The organism is Pseudotabrizicola sp. (assembly GCF_030684215.1).
GTDB lineage: Bacteria > Pseudomonadota > Alphaproteobacteria > Rhodobacterales > Rhodobacteraceae > Pseudotabrizicola.
Map to the genome: position 1 here is coordinate 177,015 of NZ_JAUXOV010000077.1, position 20,340 is coordinate 197,354.

The 20,340-nt window shown below is 59.4% G+C and carries 18 protein-coding genes and 1 pseudogene; 7 read left to right on the top strand and 12 right to left on the bottom strand.

The features are described 5' to 3' along the window. Nucleotides 1–24 precede the first annotated feature (24 nt). The 11 genes from hslU to regB form a co-directional block, all read right to left on the bottom strand. Nucleotides 25–1,320: an ATP-dependent protease ATPase subunit HslU gene (hslU, locus tag Q8K08_RS21155; protein ID WP_304799366.1), complete on the bottom strand. Its 1,296-nt coding sequence runs from the start codon at nucleotides 1,318–1,320 to the stop codon at nucleotides 25–27. Then, nucleotides 1,317–2,372: a hypothetical protein gene (locus Q8K08_RS21160; RefSeq protein WP_305251624.1), complete on the bottom strand. Its 1,056-nt coding sequence runs from the start codon at nucleotides 2,370–2,372 to the stop codon at nucleotides 1,317–1,319. The genes hslU and Q8K08_RS21160 overlap by 4 nt, the downstream gene beginning before the upstream one ends. Then, complete coding sequence (hslV, locus tag Q8K08_RS21165) at nucleotides 2,369–2,929, bottom strand: ATP-dependent protease subunit HslV (protein ID WP_304799370.1); 561 nt, start codon at nucleotides 2,927–2,929, stop codon at nucleotides 2,369–2,371. Before hslV ends, Q8K08_RS21160 begins: the two co-directional genes overlap by 4 nt. Nucleotides 2,930–3,026: 97 nt before the next feature. After that, nucleotides 3,027–3,353, bottom strand: a complete 327-nt coding sequence (trxA, locus tag Q8K08_RS21170) for a thioredoxin (protein WP_304799372.1) — start codon at nucleotides 3,351–3,353, stop codon at nucleotides 3,027–3,029. 59 nt (nucleotides 3,354–3,412) lie between these two features. Further along, nucleotides 3,413–6,754, bottom strand: a complete 3,342-nt coding sequence (addA, locus tag Q8K08_RS21175) for a double-strand break repair helicase AddA (protein WP_305251625.1) — start codon at nucleotides 6,752–6,754, stop codon at nucleotides 3,413–3,415. Next, nucleotides 6,751–9,708 carry a double-strand break repair protein AddB gene (gene addB, locus Q8K08_RS21180; RefSeq protein WP_305251626.1) on the bottom strand — a complete coding sequence of 986 codons (2,958 nt, stop codon included), beginning with the start codon at nucleotides 9,706–9,708 and terminating at the stop codon, nucleotides 6,751–6,753. Before addB ends, addA begins: the two co-directional genes overlap by 4 nt. Beyond that, nucleotides 9,701–10,408, bottom strand: a complete 708-nt coding sequence (locus Q8K08_RS21185; protein ID WP_305251627.1) for a nucleotidyltransferase family protein — start codon at nucleotides 10,406–10,408, stop codon at nucleotides 9,701–9,703. The genes addB and Q8K08_RS21185 overlap by 8 nt, the downstream gene beginning before the upstream one ends. Next, a complete protein-coding gene (locus Q8K08_RS21190) occupies nucleotides 10,387–11,400 on the bottom strand; it encodes an aminoglycoside phosphotransferase family protein (RefSeq protein ID WP_305251628.1) in 1,014 nt (337 codons plus the stop codon). Before Q8K08_RS21190 ends, Q8K08_RS21185 begins: the two co-directional genes overlap by 22 nt. Next, nucleotides 11,393–11,857: a tRNA (adenosine(37)-N6)-threonylcarbamoyltransferase complex ATPase subunit type 1 TsaE gene (gene tsaE, locus Q8K08_RS21195; protein ID WP_304799686.1), complete on the bottom strand. Its 465-nt coding sequence runs from the start codon at nucleotides 11,855–11,857 to the stop codon at nucleotides 11,393–11,395. Before tsaE ends, Q8K08_RS21190 begins: the two co-directional genes overlap by 8 nt. A 45-nt stretch (nucleotides 11,858–11,902) precedes the next feature. After that, the gene (locus Q8K08_RS21200; protein ID WP_305251629.1) at nucleotides 11,903–13,237 is read right to left on the bottom strand and encodes a PAS-domain containing protein; all 1,335 of its coding nucleotides are present in this window, start codon (nucleotides 13,235–13,237) and stop codon (nucleotides 11,903–11,905) included. Between the two features lie 352 nt (nucleotides 13,238–13,589). Continuing rightward, entirely contained in the window at nucleotides 13,590–14,978 is a 1,389-nt protein-coding gene (regB, locus tag Q8K08_RS21205; RefSeq protein ID WP_304799692.1) for a sensor histidine kinase RegB, read from the bottom strand. A gap of 91 nt (nucleotides 14,979–15,069) precedes the next feature. Here regB and Q8K08_RS21210 point away from each other — a divergent pair, with 91 nt between their 5' ends. The 3 genes from Q8K08_RS21210 to Q8K08_RS21220 all read left to right on the top strand — a co-directional run bounded on the left by Q8K08_RS21210 (nucleotide 15,070) and on the right by Q8K08_RS21220 (nucleotide 16,716). Next, the gene (locus Q8K08_RS21210; RefSeq protein WP_304799694.1) at nucleotides 15,070–15,705 is read left to right on the top strand and encodes an SCO family protein; all 636 of its coding nucleotides are present in this window, start codon (nucleotides 15,070–15,072) and stop codon (nucleotides 15,703–15,705) included. A gap of 60 nt (nucleotides 15,706–15,765) precedes the next feature. Next, on the top strand, nucleotides 15,766–16,320 hold the full coding sequence (locus Q8K08_RS21215; RefSeq protein WP_304799696.1) for an ActR/PrrA/RegA family redox response regulator transcription factor: 555 nt from the start codon (nucleotides 15,766–15,768) through the stop codon (nucleotides 16,318–16,320). An 81-nt stretch (nucleotides 16,321–16,401) separates the two neighbouring features. After that, nucleotides 16,402–16,716: an H-NS histone family protein gene (locus Q8K08_RS21220; protein ID WP_304799698.1), complete on the top strand. Its 315-nt coding sequence runs from the start codon at nucleotides 16,402–16,404 to the stop codon at nucleotides 16,714–16,716. Between the two features lie 33 nt (nucleotides 16,717–16,749). Here Q8K08_RS21220 and Q8K08_RS21225 read toward each other — a convergent pair whose 3' ends face one another. Beyond that, entirely contained in the window at nucleotides 16,750–17,316 is a 567-nt protein-coding gene (locus Q8K08_RS21225) for an HD family hydrolase (RefSeq protein WP_304799706.1), read from the bottom strand. A gap of 169 nt (nucleotides 17,317–17,485) precedes the next feature. Between Q8K08_RS21225 and Q8K08_RS21230 the strand changes: the two genes are divergently transcribed. The 4 genes and pseudogenes from Q8K08_RS21230 to Q8K08_RS21245 form a co-directional block, all read left to right on the top strand. Then, entirely contained in the window at nucleotides 17,486–17,914 is a 429-nt protein-coding gene (locus tag Q8K08_RS21230) for a hypothetical protein (protein WP_304799700.1), read from the top strand. Between the two features lie 74 nt (nucleotides 17,915–17,988). Further along, nucleotides 17,989–19,374, top strand: coding sequence for an adenosylhomocysteinase (ahcY, locus tag Q8K08_RS21235; RefSeq protein WP_305251630.1), 1,386 nt, complete (start codon nucleotides 17,989–17,991; stop codon nucleotides 19,372–19,374). Nucleotides 19,375–19,562: 188 nt separating this feature from the next. After that, on the top strand, nucleotides 19,563–19,904 hold the full coding sequence (locus tag Q8K08_RS21240; RefSeq protein ID WP_304799705.1) for a DUF2853 family protein: 342 nt from the start codon (nucleotides 19,563–19,565) through the stop codon (nucleotides 19,902–19,904). 294 nt (nucleotides 19,905–20,198) lie between these two features. Next, a pseudogene (locus Q8K08_RS21245) lies at nucleotides 20,199–20,306 on the top strand (transposase); the annotation flags it as partial. Nucleotides 20,307–20,340: the final 34 nt, after the last annotated feature.

Below are 20,340 nucleotides of genomic sequence, written 5' to 3' on the forward strand. Positions count from 1 at the left end.
GAGCCAAAACTATTCGGTCCCGCCCTACAACACATATCGTGACAGATCGGCAGACCGGGCAAGCGCGCCGACATTTACCTCGACAAACTCTGCATCAATGGTGACAGAGTCGCCTGAACGGTCTGGCGCAGTAAAACTCAGCTCTTCGAAAACCCGCTCCAGAATGGTGTAAAGCCGTCTGGCCCCGATGTTTTCAACCGATTGGTTCACCTCGGCAGCGATGCGAGCCAAGGCCGCAATTCCGTCGGTCGTAAACGACACCGACACCTGTTCAGTGGCCATCAGGGCAGAGTATTGACGCGTAAGCGCGTTTTCGGTCTCGGTCAGGATACGCACGAAATCACCCTCGGTCAGCGGGCGCAACTCGACGCGGATCGGCAGGCGGCCCTGTAATTCGGGCAGCAAGTCGGACGGCTTGGCAATGTGGAACGCCCCGCTGGCGATAAACAGGATATGGTCGGTCTTTACCGGTCCGTACTTGGTGGAAACGGTTGTGCCTTCGATCAGCGGCAGCAAATCGCGTTGCACGCCTTCACGGCTGATATCGCCGCCCCGCGCGTCAGAGCGGGCGCAGATTTTGTCGATTTCGTCCAGAAATACGATGCCGTTTTCTTGCACAGCCGACATGGCCGCCGCCTTTACCGCTTCATCATCCAGCAGTTTGTCGGCCTCTTGACCGATCAGCAGTTCATAGCTGTCAGAGACGGTCACTTTCTTGCGCACAGTTCGGCCGCCAAACGCCTTGAACAGGTCTTGCAGCCCCTGCATCTGCATTTCCATCCCCGGCGCGCCCATCATCGGCATCGGGCTGGAGGTGTCGGCGATGTCCAGCTCAATCACGGTCGAGTCCAACTCGCCGCGCCGCAGCTTGCCGCGGAACATTTCGCGGGTCTGGTCGCGGGCATCCTTGCCTGCCAAAGCCTCTATCACGCGCTCTTCGGCGGCGGCCTGTGCGCGGGCCTTCACATCCTCGCGCATGCGGTCACGGGTGTCGATCATGGCGGCATCAACCAGATCGCGGATGATGCTTTCGACGTCGCGGCCCACATAGCCCACCTCGGTGAACTTGGTCGCCTCAACCTTCAGGAACGGGGCTTTCGCCAGCTTGGCCAGACGGCGCGAAATCTCGGTCTTGCCCACGCCGGTCGGCCCGATCATCAGGATATTTTTCGGATAAACCTCATCGCGCAGATCGTCGGCCAGCAGCTTGCGCCGCCAGCGGTTGCGCAAGGCCACGGCAACGGCGCGCTTTGCGTCATTCTGGCCGATGATAAAGCGATCAAGCTCGGAGACAATCTCGCGCGGGGTCAGGTCTGTCATGTATTGCTCCCATAGGGGGGAAGGCGGGTTTTGCCGGGAAAGTCAGGCAAGCCCCGCATCAGGGCAGAGCGCAAGCGTTCCCATTGCGCCCCAAGGAAAACAAGGCCAAAGCCAAGAAACAGGATCACCATGGCTGACCCGTCGAACAGCTCGAATATCAGCCAGACCGCATAGCCCGCGCCCGACACCAGAAACGACCGCCGGTCGATGGCAAGCGCGACCAAAGCAATCGCAAGCAGGAAAACCATCAATACCAGCTTGCCGCCCTGCCCGCCCGACAACAGAAACACCGCGACTGTGTTAACGATGGCGGGGGCGGCCGTGACGTGCAGCCAGAACCCGGTTGTGCTGCGGGTAGACACGCGTAACGGGTCTGTCATGTCAAACCGCATGGCAAACGCAAAGGTCAGCAACCCAAAGATCAGCGACAAAACGGAAAGCGACCCGGTTCCCGACAGGTGCAGGAACCCGGCGCTGGTGTCTGGCAAGACGCCCGCCCCAGCCAAAAGCGACCAGACGGTGGAAAACACCGCTGTCGCAATGATGGCGGCATCAAACGGCACCCGAAAGCGCTGGTAATGCAGCAGCATCAGCGCCGCGACCACGGCCGATGTCAGGGCCGAGGCCGTCAGACCCCGCAGCCCGATCACATCAGCAAAGGCCGCCCCCAGCACCCATGCGGTCAGTGCAGACATGATGGCCAGCGCGATCGAGGGCGCAATCATCCGGCGCGTCAGCGTGCAATACCCCTGCACAACCGCCAGGCCGCCCAGCGTGACCAGCGCCACCAGAACCGTATCCAGCCCGCCGGGGTTAAAGACTTCAGCACCAAGCACTGCCGAAACACCGACCCAGCCCATGAACAGAATGCTCAGGCCAATGACGATGAAGATTTCGTTAAAGCCTTTGAACAGCACAAAGGGTTCCTCGCCGGGCTCTACCCCTGCAACGGCCTGCCTGCGAGACTCGGCTATGCCAGTCAGACCAGCGGCCTGCGATTCTGTTATCAGCCCGCGTTGAACGGCGGTGCGAAGATCTTGGGGGTCGATCATGCGGCGGCGATCCGTTCAACCGTCAGGTTGCCATTGGTGTAAACGCAAATGCTGGCGGCAATCGCCATGGCCTTGCGGGCGACCTCTTCGGCGTCCAGATCGGTTTCCATAAGTCCGCGCGCGGCTGCCAGCGCAAAATTCCCGCCCGACCCAATCGCCGCAACATCGTGTTCGGGCTCCAGCACATCGCCCGCCCCGGTGATGACGTAAAGTCCCTGCCCGTCAGTCACGATCAGCATGGCCTCCAGATTGCGCAGGTATTTGTCCATGCGCCAGTCTTTCGCCAGATCAACGCAGGCGCGGGCCAAGTGGCCGGGCGCGGCCTCCAGCTTTTTCTCAAGCCGTTCCAGCAGGGTAAAGGCATCTGCAGTTGATCCGGCAAACCCGCACACCACGTCATGACCGCCGGGTGACAGCCGCCGCACCTTACGCGCCGAGCCCTTGATCACCGTCTGCCCAAGACTGACCTGACCGTCACCAGCCATCACAACCTCACCCCCCCGGCGCACCGCCAGAATTGTTGTCCCATGCCAGCCGGGAAATTTGTCTTCTGCCATCGCCGCGCCTCCGTCACTGCGCCCTTTTATATGGCGACTGGGTGTCAAAACAAAAGGGCGGCCCGATGGACCGCCCCTTAATCTGTAAAACCAAGGATCAGATGGCCGATTGAATCCAAGTGGCAAGTGCCGCCTTTGGTGCGGCGCCAACCTTGTTCGACACGACCTGGCCATCCTTGAACAGGAACAGCGCCGGAATCCCACGCACGCCCAGTTGTGCCGGGCTGTCAGGATTTTCATCGACGTTGATCTTCACGATCTTCACCTTGCCCGCATATTCGGTGGCCAACTCCTCCAGAGCTGGGCCGATCTGGCGGCAAGGGCCGCACCATTCGGCCCAGAAATCCACCACAACCGGAATGTCCGACTGGCGGACTTCGGCATCAAAGGTGGCGTCGGTGACGGCAACGGTCGCAGCGCCCATTTCATATCTCCTGAATGGAATGTATTAGCTATCGAAGCTAGGCACTGGTGAAGGAAAGGTCAAGCGATGGCGGCACGTGCCAAGGCCGCCGTCACGGCATCGGGATCAAGATACATGAGTCTGGGTGTTGCCGTCCACAAAATCGCCGTCTCAATCCGCCGATCAGGGTAGATTTGGGCCAAGGCATGCGCATAGGCTCCCATCTGGCGCAAAATCCCGTCAGGCAATTGTGCCGCAGTGTAAGGCACTACGCGATTGGATTTGAAATCGATGGCCAGTACCCGGTCAGCTGCAATGATCACCCTGTCAATCGTGCCCGCGATTTGCCGTCCGTTCAGGTTCGCCGTGACAGATACCTCGGCCAGAGTGTCGGGTGCGAACAGGCCCGACAGTTCGGGCGATGACAAGACGCCAACAGCTTCGGACAAAAGCTGGCCAGCGTCAAATTCTGGCGGGGTCACGGCCTGCGCAAGCGAGGGCCACAGGCTGGGGTCATCGGCGGGCAAATGTTCCAACAAGCGATGCAGGATCGTGCCGCGCGCCTTTGCGATCCGCGTCTCATCGCCCTCGCCCGGCAGTGCCTTTGCTCCGCCAAGGTCTGATGGTGAAAGCGCGCCAAGGTCGCGTATCACCTCTGGTGCGGGGTGTGATACCCATTCGGGCATGACCAAAGGCGCGGCCTGTGCCACTGGCGCCGGCGCATTCGCAGGCCACACCCCGAACGCGTGGCGCAAACGCCCCGCTGCATCGGCGGGCGCACCCAAAGCCTTCAAGCCCGCCTCTACCTGCCGATACCACGCCCATTTCTCGCGCGGTTTGGCGTCTTTGCCAGATGTCACCTTGGCCTCTCCGGCTCCGGCTACAATCAGCCATGACCGCGCGCGCGTCAGCGCAACGTAAAGCAGGCGCAGGTTTTCCTCGGCCATCTTTTCCTTGCGCAGACCCAGCGCCGCCGCAACATCGGGTGGGCTTTCCTTTTCCGAGGTCTTCCACACAGGTAGACCATCGGCCAGTTTTATCGTTTCACCCCGGTCGCGCGGGCTGCGGTCGGCGGTGTCGGGCAATATGACGATGGGGGCCTCCAACCCCTTTGACCCATGCACCGTCATCACCCGAATGTTCGTGCCTTCGCTGTCAAGCTGACGCTTCACTTCGACCACATCGCTCTCCAGCCAGATCAGAAAACCGGTCAGGCTTGGCACATCGTTGTTCTCATAGGCCAGCGCCTGGTTAAGCAATTCGTCGATGCCATCTTCGGCCTCTGGCCCCAGCCGGGTCAGCAGTCTTTGTCGACCATTATGCCGGGTCAGAATGCGTTCCAGCATCTCATAAGGGCGCAGAAAGTCGGTTTGGTTGCGCAGATCATGCAGCACGGCCAGCGTTTCGGGCGCATCTGCGTGGCGCAAGCTGGCCCAAAGATGACGCTCAGGCCGACCATGGGCCAAACGAAACAGCCGATCTTCGGACCAGCCGAACAAGGGTGAGCGCAGGGCGGCGGCAAGCGACAGGCTATCTTCGGGCGTGGCCAGAAACGACAGCAGTGCCACCAGATCCTTCACGGCCAACTCTTCGCCCAGTTTCAGCCTGTCTGCTCCGGCGATTGGCAACCCGGCCTGTTTGCAGGCCCGGATGATCTGCGCGAACAACGGGCCGCGGGTCTGCACAAGGATCAGCACATCCCCTGCCTGAACCGGGCGGCTTTCTGCATTGGCGGTTGGAATATGAACGCCCGCATCTATCATGTCGCGAATTTCCGCCGCAACCATGCGCGCCAGTTCCACCGTGTGATGGCTGTCAGAGATCAGATCGACCGGGCTCCAGCCATCTTCGTCGGCGGTGGTGTCGGCCTTTGGGATCAGTGGCCACAGGTCTACCCGGCCCGGAAGGCCGTCGAAAAACGCCAGATGGCGCGGGGGGTCGCCAAGCGCGGCGGGAAAGGCGTCGCCAAAGCTGGCGTCCACCACATCCAGCACTGCGCGCGACGACCGGAACGAATAGTCCAGCGTTCGGTCCTGCATCGGCTGTTCAACGGCGGCAAACCTCGCGCCAAACTCCCCCCGTTTGGCGTCAAAGGCAGACAGGTCTGCGCCCTGAAATGAATAGATTGACTGCTTCTTGTCGCCCACCACGAACAGCGTGCGAGCTTTGTCACTGGCCCCTTGGCCTGCCGTGAATTCACCCGTCAGCTTTTCGATCACCGCCCATTGTGCGGGCGAGGTGTCTTGCGCTTCGTCGACCAGAATGTGGTCAATGCCGCCATCAAGCCGAAACAAAACCCACGCCGCAAGACCCGGATCGTTCAGCAATTGTCCTGCCTTGCGGATCAGGTCGTCGAAATCGAGATATCCGCGATCAGCCTTGCGCGCTGTGTAAAGCCGCAGGAACACTCGGGCAAAGTCATGCAACGCGATGGTTTTCTCGGCCGCTTCCAGTGCCACGCGGACGGCCCGTGCGGCTTCGACACGCCCCATCAGGTTTTTCAATCTCTCACCAAGAAGACCAAGCGCATCGCGCAGGTCTTTGGTCGGAAAGCTATCAACCTTTGCCGTGTGAATCTTGTCGCCGGATCCGAAGAGAAAGAGGCCTTCCAAAATTGAAAGGCTGCGCAGATCGGGGGTGAAGGGGTCCAGCGCCGCCAGCTTTTCGGCGGCCTTCAGGTCTGTGGACTTGCCCATCGCCAGCCGCGCGGTCAGTTCGGCAAGAATGTCTGCCTCATCCCCCAAAAACACCGCGGTCAAAAGGCTGTTTGTGGAAAGGCCGTCGGGCTGGCCAAAGCGGGCGAGTGCTGCCGCGCGGGAAAGCGGCACGGCGAAGTCATCGGCGCGGCTGCAAATCTCGCCCATCAGGGCGCCAAAGTCTTCGGCGGTGTAGTGCCGGGCAAGTTGCGCCACCTGCTGTGGGGCCAGCCTGTCAGCCATGTCCTGCACGATGTCTTCGCGCAGGGTTCTGGCAGTGCGGTCATCCATTTCCTGAAAACCGGGCGTCACGCCTGCTTCTAGCGGATAGCGCCGCAGCAAGGTGGCGCAAAAGCTGTGGATCGTCTGAATCCGCAGACCGCCCGGTGTTTCAATGGCGCGCGCAAACAACTGGCGAGCAAGTGCCAGTTGGGCGGCGTCCAGTTTGTCGCCTTCGCCCAGATCTACCAGATCTGCGCGCAGCTCGGCATCCGGCTTCATCGCCCATTCGCCCAGTCGACGGAACAGACGGTTTTGCATCTCGGTGGCGGCGGCCTTGGTATATGTCAGACACAAGATGTGCTGGGGCTGCACATTGCTGAGCAAAAGCCGCGCCACCCGGTCAGTCAGCACCCGTGTTTTGCCCGAACCGGCATTGGCCGAAAGCCATGTGGACAGGGCAGGTTGGGCTGCTGCCATTTGCGCAAGGCTGGCATCATGGGTCATGTCTTGCCCCCTTGGCCCACGTCTTGCGGGTCTGGACTGTCGGTCATTTCCCATTCGCCAAAGCGCGCCAGATGATCGTAATCGCCGGGAAACCGTTCGGTGAACACCGCACGACGCGAAGTATAGCCCTGACCCAGCCGTGCATAAGATCCGATCAGATGATACAAGCCGTCACGCACCGCAGCCAGTTTTTCGGGGGTGATGTCATCTTCGGTCACCTTGCCCGCAGACCCAAGCCCTACATAGGTAATCTTGGCCACCTCTTGCGGGCCCAAGCCTTTGAACCCGCCGTCTTCCGCCAAAAGCGCTGCAAGGTGCAGCTGCTTGGCAAAGGACTTCTGCTCTTTGTCAGACGGCGGACTGCCGGTTTTATAGTCGATCAGGTGCAGCCTGCCAGAGGGCAGCATGTCAATGCGGTCAGGCGTGCCGAACAGGGTGAAGTCCAGGTCTTGCAATGAAAGCTCTCCCCGGCCCTCGACCAGCACACTTTCGCCGCCCTCGGCCGCATCAATCGTCAGGAAGTGATCGGCCGCCCGGTCCATCCGTGCGGCCCAAAGTGCGCGAGCGGCGGGCCACGGCACCTGAGCGTCCAACACCTCTGCGGTAATGGCCATCAGCCGCGCACGGGCGTCAGCCCGGTCCTCAACAACAGGGCGCTTGCGCACGAACCGTTCAAGGATTTCATGCACCACGGTGCCACGGTCGCGCGCATCCGGGGTTTGCCGTATCGGGTCCAGAGGGCGCAGGTTCAGCACTTTATCGGCATAAATGGCATAGGGATCGCGGATCAGAACCTCTACCCGTGTCAATGACAGCGCCTTGGGTCGCGCCGCCAGCGGTGGTCGCGGGGCAGGGCGGCGGGCAGGCAGCAACCCCGCATCGGGGTTGGGCAGCGGGCGGTCCATCGCTGCCGCAAGGTCTATCCAGACCCGCCCGCGCGCGCGCATCTGGCGCAACGCATCTGGCCCGTTTCGGTTTGGCAAACCGTCCATCAGGTTGGTCAGGCGGTTGATCCAACGGGACGGCACGGTTTCAGCCTCGGCATTGCGCAGCGCCCGCGAGAGAATGACCCTTGGCGCGGCAACCGCTTGCTGAAAGTCATGCGCCGACAGACCAATGCGCCGTTCGGGCAACAACAGCCCTGCATCCAACCGCATTTTGCGGTTCAGCCACGGGTCTGGCGGCGGCAGCGCGGGCCATGTGCCATCATTCAGCCCGGCAAGGATTACCAGTTCGGCACCCTGCACCCGCGCTTCCAACGTGCCCCAGATCATCACGCCGGGATGCACGATCATAGGCGCGCGCACCTCGGCACCCGAGATCAGGCCCTCAAACAGGTCACGGAACTCACCTGGGGACAGGATGGCCCCATGCGCGGCTTCGGCCTCAAGCTGGGTCAAGAAATCTATGGCGGCCTCGCCTGCCGCTTCATCCCACAACCCGCCCGTTCCCTCCGGGGCCGGGCCTCGCGACAATCGCTCGGCAAGCGTGCGGGTGCGGGCCAGATGATCGACCAGATGGACGCTGCCGGCATCTTCGAGCCCATCAATCGCCCCCGCCAAAGCGGTTGCCCAACCCAGCGCATGGTCATTCGGCTGCGTCATTGCCCAAGTGATCAGATCGGGCCCGGTTGGAAACGCGGGCCCCTTGCTGCGCAGTTTCAGCTCCAGATCGCGGGTCAACAGCAGATGCTGGCCGCGGTCCATTGCCGAAGCTGTCAGCGGGTGCTTCAGCACCGTCAGTAGCGAGTCTGCGGTCAGCTTTTGCCCGAACATCCGCACCACATGGCGCAGAAACCGACCCGGCGCTGATTGGTTCAGCGGCACGCCCGCGCTGTCGTCGGGCCGGATGCCCCAACGATCCAGCGCCGCAGCGACCTGACGGGTCAGCACCCGGTCGGGAGAGATCAGCGCGGCAGGCGTGCCGTGTTCAGCCGCGTCGCGCAGGATCAGCGCGATTGAAAGCGCCTCCTGGCGCGGGGTGGCGGATTCCATCAGCGCCACGCCCTCCATCGCCCCCGGCAGATCGGGCAGGTGCGGCCCTTCCACTAGCCACTGATCGGTGACCGGGGCAGGGCGCAAGGCAAGCGACACAACACGGTTGCGCGCCGCGCTGGGCGGGGTGCAATCGTGCCAAAGCTGCACGTCGGAAGGGTCAGCGCCTGTCAGTACCATCAGCTTGTGGAACCTGAACTGCGGGTGATCTTCCGACGTAAGCGCATCGCCCAGCCCTGCCCAAACCTGATCCGGCATGTCGAAATCATACCCCGGCAACACAATCGCGCCTTGGGGTAACCGTGCAATCGCCTGCATGAAAAGCGCCGTTGTCCCGCGTGAACCCGTAGACCCGGCAACGATCACCGGGTCTCCGGGCGGGGCCTTGGCCCAAAGCTCTGCCAACATCAGCGCCAGACGACGCTGGCGGCCTTCGGCATCGGGCTGCTCGGTATCGGTGAAAAACGGGGCGATGATGGTCAGGAATTCACGGGTGCGCGCCCAATGCTCGGAATGGTCTGACACATCCAGCGCGGCCACCCGTTCGGGCGCGACACCTTCGCCCTGCATTTCAGACATCAACGATGACAGGCTTTCCGCCAGATCGGCCAGCGCTGAGCGGGGCGCCAGATCGGGCAGTGCGTCAAGCAAGCGTCCGATAAGGACGGTCAGTTGCAGCTTGCGCCGCAGCGCCGGGATCGCAAGTGGCAGGTCGGGGACAACCATATCCGCGGCAAGATCGCTGACCAACCGGATGCGCGGCAGAAATCCCGCGCCCTTTTGGCCAAAGATCTGAACCACACGGCGGCGCATCCGCGTGGTGTTCAGATACAGCGTCACCCGCGCCATTGCCTCGGGCGGCTGATCCTGCATCCGGGCGCGCAGACCCGCGACCAGAACGGCAGGAAAATCAGCGCCGGGCGGCAGGGCAAAAAGACGGGGCGCGCTTGGGTCAAACATCAGGGCATTCTCCTGCATCGCGCAACATTGCCTCTGCCTTGGCGATACCAGCGGGGTGGCCCACGTCACACCAGCCGCCATTGTGGATCACACCATAGGCACGCCCTGCTGCCATTGCGCGTGTCCATGGCGCATGCAGGGAAAACGCGGGCCCGGCCTCTGTCAGCAGGCGTGGGTGAATGATCTGCGCCCCAAGGTACAGGAAGCCATCACGCCCCTTGGCCCAATCTACCCGGCCCTGATCGTCCAACACAAAGTCAGACCGACCTGACGCGCTGCGGGCCTGATCGGCAGGCAATAGCAGGAACAACTGGTCCATCCGGTCGTCGTCCCATGTGTCAAGCAAGCGGGCTAGTGGGTTTTCCCCGGTCCAGACGGCATCGGTGTTCAGTGTCAGCACGGGGCCATCCCCAAGCAACGGCAATGCGGCCTTCAGCCCGCCGCCTGTGTCAAGAATTGCATCACGCTCCCATGACAGCGCGACATTGCTGCCTTGCAGATGGGCGGCCAGCTGATCGCCCCGGTAATGCAGGTTGACGGCCTGATGCGTGATCCCGGCTTGCGCGGCAATCCGGCGGGCATGATCAATCAGCGGCAGACCGGCCACTTTAATCAGCGGCTTGGGCTGATGTTTGGTCAGCGTGCCCATGCGGGTGCCGAACCCGGCAGCAAACAGCATCAGGGGGAATGGGTGGCGCATTGATCCCCGATCTTTTGCAAAATGGTGTCTGTGGGCGCGGGCAAGAGCGTCGCGCAAATCTGGCGCAGGTCTGACAGGGCCGGGTGCGCAAGATTGTGATGCAGCTGCCCCCAGACCCGCGGCATCAGGCGAAGATAGCCGGGCTTTCCCCCAACCATACAGAGCCGCGTAAAAATTCCCAAGATGCGCAAAGCGCGCTGGGCGCCCAGAACCGCGCAGGACGCCTCGAATGTATGCCTGTCGCGCCCGGTTGCATCTGCAAACCGGGCCATTGTCAGGGTTGCAACATCGGCCGATACATCGCGGCGCGCATCTTGCAGCAGCGACACCAGATCATATCCCGGCTGCCCCATCTGCGCGAGTTGGAAATCCAGCAATCCTACCGCTGCCACCCCATCCCGGTCTGGCAGATCCAGAAGGTTTTCGGTATGGTAATCGCGCAGGATCATCACGCGTGGGCCGTCGGCATGGTTGTGCAAAGCATCCGCCAAGGCAGCGACAAAGGCCGCGCGGTCCGGCCGTTCGCCCGTGGCGCCAAAAGCATACCAATCCAGCGCAAAAGCAGCGGCCGACGCCCAGTCTTGCGCGGACAGATCGGGCAGGCCGGGCGGCGGGGAGTGGCGGTGAAGATGCGCCAGCACCGCTGCCGCCGCTTGGTATAGCGCGGCTTCGCGCTGGGGTGCATGGTCCAGCACACGCGCGAAAAGTTCGTCGCCCAAGTCTTCGATCAGCAAAAAGCCCTGCGTCAGATCTTTAGCTAAGATTTTTGGCGCAGACAGTCCGATGCCGTGCAAATGGTGGGCGACAGATACGAAATCTGCCGGATCATCGCCCGTGCCGGGCGGAGCGTCCATCAGAATGGCCGTTTTGCCCGACAGCACCACACGATCATACCTGCGGTCAGACGCATCACCAGCAAGGAAGTGCCTCCGGGCATTTCCCCAACCTTGGGCGCTCAGAAAGCTGGTGGAGGCAGTTTTCCGGTCAGCCATCAAGCGCCCTTGCCAGTTCGGGTCGCCCGAAGAACGAAATCAGGGCGTTACGGCCATCTCCCTCAACCGCAAGGGAGATGTGGATGGCATCTTCCGGTTGATGCGGCCCAAGCCTGTCAGGCCATTCGACCAAACAAATCGCCGTTGTGAATGCGTCTTCCAGACCAAGTTCCAGCACCTCGTCCGGGTGGGAAAGCCGGTAAAGATCGGCGTGCCAGATATCACCAGCCGGATCTTCATACGTCTGAACCAGCGTAAATGTCGGTGATGGCACGTCTTCCATCCGGCCCAGCCGTGCCCGGATAATAGCGCGTGACAGGTGGGATTTTCCGGCGCCGATTGGCCCGGACAGCAGAACCGTATCGCCCGGCGCCAACCGTTCTGCCAAAAGCCGACCAAGCGCATCGGTCGCTTCGTCTGTGGGCAAAAACAGGGAGTGGCGAAGCGGATCAAACATAAATGCAGTCTTAACGCTGCCGGGCGCAGCCGCAAGCTGAACCCGTCAGGCCGAGCGTCGATCAGGCGGAGAGGCGGGAGCCTCTTCTGCTGCGGCCACGTGCACCCGAAACCCGACCAGAGTTGCCCCACCCGCAAGCGGGGTCAGCTTGCAGCTGATAAGCCGGCCGTCCAGCAGACGCGCGTCCCCGCTCCACGCTTCACGGTCACCGACGGTGCAGACAAAGTCTTCAACCTCAGACCACAGCGCGCTGGGCGCAGTCTGGGTGCGCCACATGCGTGAGACTGACGCTATCCCCCCGCCTGCCAAATCCTCGGCAGGATCGTGACCCCAAAGCTTTGGATAAGAGGCGTTGGTCATCACCAGAAGCCCGGTTTCCGAAAACACGGCCATCGCTTCTTCCATGGTGTCGATGACAGACTGCCCAAGCTCCAGATCCGCTCGATAGCGTCTGGTTCGCGTTATCTCGGTTGAAATATCTTCAATCATCAGCGCCAAGGCCCCATTCGGATGTGGCCTGCCGATCACCCGGTACGTTTGACCGCCTGGCAGGTTCCAGGTTTCCTCATAGACACCAGTCGATGCCGCCCGCTCCAGGTCTGTGATCTGTCGCCGCCAGCCGCGATAATCTTTTGGTTCAGGAACCATATTGCGGTCGCGAAGTGCATCCAGAACGGACAAAAGTGATGGACGCAACGATAGAAAATCAGGTGGCAACCCGGTGAGATCCAGCAGTGCGGGGTTGAACAATTGCAATTGGCGCCGACTGTCAAATATCGCAAGGGCGATCGGAAGATGGGCAAAGGTCTTGGTCAGTGTCTGCATGAAGTCGCGTAGATTGGTTTCAGCCTGCACTGCAGAATCGGCGCGTAGCGCATAGACCCGTCGCCCGTCGCCATCGGGCATACTGACAAGTTCGAACCACAAAACTGACCCGTCCGGGAAGCGCAGCTTTTGCCGTTGACCGTCGACGCCCTGGACTGTTGCGGTGCGATCAAACAATCGTGGCAATGGCCACGTCAGTTCCTGTCCGGGCGGCAAAAGGTCACCTGCGCGCAACAAATACGCGGTATTCGCCCAGATCACATCGCCGTTTTCCCTTTCGCGCCATGCCAGAAATGGCGCATGAGACATCATTGACCGCAGGAAGGCCACTTCTTCCGTCATTGATTGCTGCGCAAGCAAATCAAAGCCAAAAGACGCTCCGCGCGTTTCCGGGTCAATCAGGGTGATGTGCGACAATCCACCGCGATATTCTGCAATCAACACCAAGGATTGGCCGTCCGAATCCTCTGATGCCAGTGTGATCGCGCCCTCTTCAGGAAGGCGCGCCAGATGCTGTTCAACCTGAGGAAATGGGACCGAGAGATATGCAAGCATCTTAGCCCAATCAGGGCCTGGCACGGGTGACGAGGAAAGGACCGCGCGACCGCCCGGTGTGCAGTCAACCAAAACCTCACCATCAAAAAGAAACAAAGTTCCCTTTTGATGTTCTTCAAAAATACTGTTTAATGCCTGTGGTTTAGAAGAATGGAATGCTGTTATCAGAAAAAGACCGCCCAGCGCGGACAGCATAGCCGTCAGCCCCAATCCTATTCCAATGATATCGTGCGAATCCATAGGTGTCTCGTTTAGGGGCTGAGATCAACCTAAGGGTTATTTTATTAATGATGAGTTAACCAGAGGCCTACATGTGCCCGCGTTTTAAAGTTTCAACACTGAGGCCCATGGCTCACACCTTGATCTGTTTGTTTTGTCCAAGACCGTGCTCGTTTGACTGCGCAATCCGGGCCATTGGCCAGACGACCTCTACAACCGCTCCGCTTCTTTCCGGCCTCTCGCTGGGCGTTAAAAACGGATCAGAAGCATTTGCAAACGTCAGCTCTGCCCCGGTGCGCTCCAGAAGTGTTTTTGCGATGAACAGGCCAAGACCCATACCTTCGTACTCCGGGCGCATCGCCAAATCCTGCGACGACCTGCGGCTGCGCACAAAGGGATCGCCAATCCGGCCGATAACATGCGATGGAAACCCTTCGCCATCATCTGCAATGCGGATTGTGATAGCATCTGCCGACCACTCGCCATGAATCCAGACAGTGCTGCGGGCAAAGTCTACGGCGTTTTGAATCAGATTGCGCAGGCCGTGAACCACCTCTGGTCTTCGGTTTACCGTAGGCTGGCGCTCACCCCCGCCTGGACCTGCCTGAAACGTTAACTCAAGCCGCTTTCCACGCCCTTGATGCGGTTCGGCGGCCTCTTGCACCAACAGGGCAAGCGGCACGATGCGCATGTGCAGGTCATCCTTGCCCATGCGGCCCATGGAATGAAGGATATCGCGGCATCTGTCGGCCTGTTCCCGGATCAGACGCGCATCTTCCAGCAGTGCGGGTTGGTCTTTCAGCTCATCCATCATCTCGGCGGAAACCAATTTGATGGTGGCCAATGGTGTGCCCAACTCATGCGCGGCAGCCGCGACAACGCCGCCAAGATCGGTCAGTTTCTGTTCACGCGCCAAGGCCATCTGAGTGGCCAGCAAAGCGTCTGACATTGACCGGATCTCGGTTGCCACGCGGCGCGAGTAAAGGCCAAGAAACAAGATACCAATGACAATCGACAGCCAGAACCCGAACTCGAACAGAACGGGCACCGACAGGACGGACCCATCGGCATATCGCAGGGGAACATGGACAAATGCGATCAGTGTGATGAAGACAATCGACAGGCTGCCCAGAAACAGCGTTGTCCGAAGCTCCAGCGCTGAAGCCGAAATGGTAACCGGTGCAAGGATGAGCAGCGCAAACGGGTTTGCAAGCCCTCCGGTCAGATACAAGAGAAACGATAGTTGCGACAGATCGAACAGCAGGGTCAGCATCGCCTCTGCCTCTGACAGACGCTTGTTTTCCGGGAAAACGAACACAGACACCAAGTTGGCGATGATCGACGCCCCAACCGCAAGGTAGCAAAGCCCAAGCGGCAACTGCATTTCATAGTAGCGGTCCGCAACCGTGATTGCGGCAAGTTGTCCTGCAATTGCCATCCAGCGCAGTAGAATAAGGGTACGCAGGCGAACCCAATCGCTACGCGTGTCGCGGGAAAGCAGGTTTATACCGGGGGAAAGCATGGCATCCCTTATCCAAAGGCATTATCACACTCAGTGTTAGGCCCGCAGCGATCCGGGATCAATGCGGCGATGAGGCAGGTGAGGTGTGACAATGGAAAAGACGTATGCGGCTATGGCAGCGGCGGCGGTGGTCGGGCTTCTGGGAGGCACGGCGCTTTACATCTATCTGGGGCAGGGCGACGACGCCTTTGCCCAGTGTCGCGGCGGGCAGGTTGGCGGTGGTGATATTGGCGGCGCCTTCACGCTGGTCGACGAAGCCGGCGCGACCGTGACCGATGTTGACGTGCTGGCCAAGCCATCGCTTATCTACTTCGGCTATACCTTCTGCCCGGATGTCTGTCCTTTGGATGCCGCCCGCAATGCCGAAGCGGTGGATATTCTGGAAGAGCAGGGCTTTGACGTCACACCCATCTTTATCTCGATCGACCCTGAACGTGACACGCCAGAGGTCATGGCCGAATTTACCGAGAACCTACACCCTCACATGATTGGCCTGACAGGATCGCCTGAACAGGTCAGGGTGGCGTCACAGGCCTATAAGACCTTTTATCGCAAGCAAGACGGTGGCGACCCAGAGTTTTATCTGGTCGACCACTCTACATTTACCTATCTGACCTTGCCCGGAATTGGCTTTGTCGATTTTTTTCGGCGCGAGGATACGGCTGTTCAGATGGCAGACCGGGTGGCCTGCTTTGTGCTGAATGCCCCAAACGCCAAGATAAATTGACCGCGTAGACTCTCCGCCCTACCTTTCACGGCAGAAGACAGACCTTAAAGGGGACAGAAGATGGCAGATGACGTTACGGCAGACCTTGGACCGGACCGGACTCTGCTGCTGGTCGACGACGACGAGCCCTTTGTCAAACGCCTTGCCCGCGCCATGGAGCGCCGTGGTTTCATTACCGAAACCGCTGAAAGCGTTGCCGCCGGAAAGGCAATCGCCCAGTCGCGCCCGCCAGCCTATGCCGTGGTTGATCTTCGTCTGGAGGACGGCAACGGGCTGGATGTTGTTGAGGCGTTGCGCGAACGTCGGCCTGACTGTCGTATCGTTGTTCTGACCGGCTATGGTGCCATTGCCACGGCGGTTGCGGCTGTGAAAATCGGCGCGACGGACTATCTGTCAAAGCCCGCAGATGCGAATGATGTGACCAACGCTTTGTTGGCAAAGGGCGAAGCGTTGCCGGGCCCGCCAGAAAACCCAATGTCAGCCGACCGTGTGCGCTGGGAACATATTCAGCGAGTGTATGAGATGTGCGACCGCAATGTATCTGAAACAGCGCGCAGGCTTTCGATGCATCGCCGGACCCTTCAACGTATTTTGGCGAAGCGGAGTCCAAAATAACCCACTGCACCACAAGAGCTTGAGTATTTGGGAGTTTGGGTTTAATTAAGTTTAAATATACTTCCAACAAGGAAAACAACCGTGGACATGGATCTGAACGCACTGTCCCTTAAAGAGTTGAAAGATCTTCAATCCCAAGTCGCCAAGGCGATTAGTGGTTTTGAGGATCGCCGTAAAAAAGAAGCCTTAATAGAGCTTGAAGAAAAAGCACGCGCGATGGGCTTTTCGCTTGCAGAACTGACGGGCATTGCGCCTGTTCGCAAGCGCACGCCCGCAGCGGCAAAATATGCCAATCCTACCGATCCTTCCGATACATGGTCGGGTCGCGGCCGCAAGCCTCGCTGGTTTGAAGCGGCTCTTCGGGCCGGGAAGAAGCCCGAAGATCTGGCAATCTGAACAAAAGCCACCCCTCGGGGTGGCTTTTTACTGTCAGCCGATCTCGGCCAGAAGAACCAGATGGCGGCTGACAAAATCGGACCGCACCACTGCAGGTGGACGCAAGCGAATGGCCAGCCCCGTGAAAAGCGGGGCTTTTGGGTTGCCAAACAGCTTGTTTGCCTCTTGCTCGGAGAAGCCTGCGATATTCACGGCCTCCATCCAGGCGGAAATATGGTCTGCCGCCTTGATCTGAGCTTTGATCGCAGCAGGCAATGTCGCAGGTAGGCCAAACCGCAAGTGAACTGCTGCTGTCAGTCTTTCATCCAGCGCGCCATAGGCTGGACCAACGGCGGCCTTTACCGGTGAAATCATATCACCGATGACGTATTCGGGCGCATCATGCAGCAAAGCTGCAAGCTTCCATTTTGCGGAAATGCCAGGATTTTGGCGGCTGAAGATCGCTTCGACCAAAAGCGAATGCTCGGCAACCGAATAGGGCCAATCGCCGCGCGTCTGGCCGTTCCACCGTGCAACAAACGCCAATCCATGTGCAATATCTTCGATCTCGATATCAACAGGCGTCGGGTCCAGCAAATCAAGGCGGCGGCCCGACAGCATGCGTTGCCATGCACGTTTTGGTTTTGCCACGTTCGCCTCCGGCGGTCTTTTCAGTATCGCTGCGTAACGCAGCGTCACGGCGGGTTCAAACCCTATCCGTTTCCATAAATGGAACTTTTAGCACTCTTGGATCGTTACCGCTGTGTTGAAGTAGAACGGAAGACGTAAAATGTTCAATCCACTTCCATTGTTGGCCCTTGGCGTCGTGGCAGCCGGATATGCGGGTGCTGTCGATAATCTGAGAAGCGCAAACGATCTTGGTCCGGATGCCAATCCGTCGATCGTGGCTTTTGCCGCCGCGCCCAATCTGTCGGTGCAAGGCTTTGTCGGGCAACTGCCACAGTCGATTCAGGATCCGTTGTGCGATGATACAGACGTTTTGACCGCATCCCTTGCGGATGATTTCGCCGAAACGTTTGAAAGCACATGGATGCAGCAACAGCAGGTATCGATGGAACTTTGGGCGTCGGAACTGATGGGCACATGGACGTTGTTGCAAGTGCAAGAAGACGGTCTGGCATGCATTGTCGCATCCGGCTTCGGCTGGACTGACGGGATGGGTGTGCAGGATGTTGTTCCGGATCGTCCGCTCAGCTAATGCCCGGTTTGGCAAGTTGTTCAAACAAGCCTTCGATGATAAAGCCACGTCCAACAGACAGGAGAGTTCAGGACATGGTTGACTACATCGTTAAGGACATCACGCTCGCAGACTTTGGGCGTAAAGAACTGACCATCGCAGAAACCGAAATGCCCGGCCTGATGGCGTGCCGCGAGGAATTCGGCGCAAGCCAGCCTCTGAAAGGCGCGCGCATTGTCGGATCGCTTCACATGACAATCCAGACAGCGGTTCTGATCGAGACGTTGACCGCCCTTGGAGCCGATGTGCGCTGGGCCTCATGCAATATCTTTTCAACCCAAGACCACGCTGCCGCCGCCATCGCTGCGGGCGGCACGCCGGTCTTTGCAGTCAAGGGCCAGACCTTGACCGAGCATTGGGATTACCTCGACCGGTCGTTCATGTTCCCGGCAGGCGCCAACATGATTCTGGACGATGGCGGCGATGCCACGCTGTACGTCCTTTTGGGTGCGCGTGCCGAAGCTGGCGAAGAAATCCTCGCTGTGCCGCAGTCCGAAGAAGAAGAAGTAATCAAGGTGCAGATCCACAAGCGGATGAAGGAAAGCCCCGGTTGGTTCACCAAGACCAAAGCTGCGATCAAGGGTGTATCCGAAGAAACCACCACGGGTGTTCACCGTCTTTATGAACTGCACAAGACGGGCCAGCTTCCCTTCCCGGCGATCAACGTGAACGACTCGGTGACCAAGTCGAAGTTCGACAATAAATACGGCTGCAAGGAATCGCTGGTCGATGGCATCCGCCGCGCCACCGACACCATGATGGCCGGCAAGGTCGCTGTTGTCTGCGGTTATGGCGATGTGGGCAAAGGCTCTGCTGCGTCGCTTCAGGGTGCGGGTGCGCGCGTCAAGGTAACGGAAGTTGACCCGATCTGCGCACTACAGGCCGCCATGGATGGGTTTGAAGTTGTTGTTCTGGAAGACGTGATCGACACGGCGGATATCTTCATCACGACAACCGGCAACAAGGATGTCATCCGCATCGAGCACCTGCGTGAGATGAAGGATATGGCGATTGTCGGAAACATTGGCCACTTCGACAATGAAATCCAGGTTGCCGCGCTGAAGAACCACAAGTGGACCAACATTAAGGAACAGGTGGATATGATCGAGATGCCTTCGGGCAACCGGATCATTCTTCTGTCCGAGGGGCGCCTGCTGAACCTTGGCAATGCCACCGGCCACCCGTCTTTTGTGATGTCGGCAAGCTTTACCAATCAGGTTCTGGCGCAGATTGAACTTTGGACCAAAGGCACGGAATACAAGCCGGGTGTCTACATCCTGCCCAAGGCACTTGATGAAAAAGTAGCGCGTCTGCACCTGAAAAAGATTGGCGTAAAGCTGACCGAACTGCGCCGCGATCAAGCCGATTACATCGGTGTGGCGATTGATGGGCCGTTCAAGTCGGAACACTATCGCTATTGAAGTGATGCCACCGCCACCGCTGCGCCTCTCTTGTAGGTCAGCGGTGGTGGCCTTCCACGTCAGGGTCTGGGGTGAAAACCCCACGACTTTTCCCTTGGTTCATTGGGTCTTTTCTGGCTAAGCTTCGTGTTAGCCAAGACATAAAGGTACTTGGTGAACGGTAACCAAGCCTGACAGGGACAGTAAGCATGAGCAAACGTGACGATTTAATCGCGAAATACGCCGAAGACCTTTCCTCCAAGTGCAGCATGACACCCGATATGGCGCTTCTTACGAAGGTGACCATCGGGTGCGGCCCCGCGATCTATAACAATGATGCGTCAACTGTCGCAGGCAGTGATCCGTCAGAGTTGGAGACGATCAAAAAGAACTTCCTGATGAAAAAGCTTGGTCTGGAAGACAGCCCAAAGCTGATGGAAGCCATCGACGCTGTGATCGACACCTATGGCCGGTCGAACCGCAGTAAGTACCGGGCAGTCGTTTACTATATGCTCGTCAAGCATTTCGGCAAAGAAAGCGCTTACGCCTAAGGGTTTCATTGGGTTGACCCAAAAAGGCCCCGTCTTGCGGGGTCTTTTGTTGTGTTTCAAAAGTCGAGACAGTTTTAAGTTCGCATCGCTTGCGAGTGGGGGGCGACTGCGCATAACGTCGGATGTAACAGGCAGTATGCCTCGGACCCTTTTTCAGAACACGTGTGGTGCTAGGGGAGCACGTGGGGTGGATGGAGGGTCCTGCGTGATTCGGGGCCCTCCATTTACATTGACGTTGCCGCATCCGCCTAATCCAGTTTGAGGTAGACTCTGGCCCAACCGAAAGGACCAGAGATGAAGCGCAGCAGGTTCACCGAAGACCAGATTGTCGGCATTCTGCAAGAGCATGGGGCGGGGGTTTCCGTCGCCGATCTGTGCCGCGAGCACGGCGTCAGCGAGGCGAAACAACTTAAAGGCCTTTAGGACGAGAACGCCC

What these genes read in the sequence shown, in the direction of transcription:
- regB (WP_304799692.1), bottom strand. Translation starts at nt 14,978, where the DNA reads ATGCTTTCCCCCGGTATAAACCTGCTTTCCCGCGACACGCGTAGCGAT.
- Q8K08_RS21190 (WP_305251628.1), bottom strand. Translation starts at nt 11,400, where the DNA reads ATGGCTGACCGGAAAACTGCCTCCACCAGCTTTCTGAGCGCCCAAGGT.
- hslU (WP_304799366.1), bottom strand. Translation starts at nt 1,320, where the DNA reads ATGACAGACCTGACCCCGCGCGAGATTGTCTCCGAGCTTGATCGCTTT.
- tsaE (WP_304799686.1), bottom strand. Translation starts at nt 11,857, where the DNA reads ATGTTTGATCCGCTTCGCCACTCCCTGTTTTTGCCCACAGACGAAGCG.
- Q8K08_RS21160 (WP_305251624.1), bottom strand. Translation starts at nt 2,372, where the DNA reads ATGATCGACCCCCAAGATCTTCGCACCGCCGTTCAACGCGGGCTGATA.
- Q8K08_RS21215 (WP_304799696.1), top strand. Translation starts at nt 15,766, where the DNA reads ATGGCAGATGACGTTACGGCAGACCTTGGACCGGACCGGACTCTGCTG.
- addA (WP_305251625.1), bottom strand. Translation starts at nt 6,754, where the DNA reads ATGACCCATGATGCCAGCCTTGCGCAAATGGCAGCAGCCCAACCTGCC.
- Q8K08_RS21185 (WP_305251627.1), bottom strand. Translation starts at nt 10,408, where the DNA reads ATGCGCCACCCATTCCCCCTGATGCTGTTTGCTGCCGGGTTCGGCACC.
- Q8K08_RS21200 (WP_305251629.1), bottom strand. Translation starts at nt 13,237, where the DNA reads ATGCTTGCATATCTCTCGGTCCCATTTCCTCAGGTTGAACAGCATCTG.
- ahcY (WP_305251630.1), top strand. Translation starts at nt 17,989, where the DNA reads ATGGTTGACTACATCGTTAAGGACATCACGCTCGCAGACTTTGGGCGT.
- hslV (WP_304799370.1), bottom strand. Translation starts at nt 2,929, where the DNA reads ATGGCAGAAGACAAATTTCCCGGCTGGCATGGGACAACAATTCTGGCG.
- Q8K08_RS21240 (WP_304799705.1), top strand. Translation starts at nt 19,563, where the DNA reads ATGAGCAAACGTGACGATTTAATCGCGAAATACGCCGAAGACCTTTCC.
- addB (WP_305251626.1), bottom strand. Translation starts at nt 9,708, where the DNA reads ATGTTTGACCCAAGCGCGCCCCGTCTTTTTGCCCTGCCGCCCGGCGCT.
- Q8K08_RS21230 (WP_304799700.1), top strand. Translation starts at nt 17,486, where the DNA reads ATGTTCAATCCACTTCCATTGTTGGCCCTTGGCGTCGTGGCAGCCGGA.
- trxA (WP_304799372.1), bottom strand. Translation starts at nt 3,353, where the DNA reads ATGGGCGCTGCGACCGTTGCCGTCACCGACGCCACCTTTGATGCCGAA.
- Q8K08_RS21210 (WP_304799694.1), top strand. Translation starts at nt 15,070, where the DNA reads ATGGAAAAGACGTATGCGGCTATGGCAGCGGCGGCGGTGGTCGGGCTT.
- Q8K08_RS21225 (WP_304799706.1), bottom strand. Translation starts at nt 17,316, where the DNA reads ATGCTGTCGGGCCGCCGCCTTGATTTGCTGGACCCGACGCCTGTTGAT.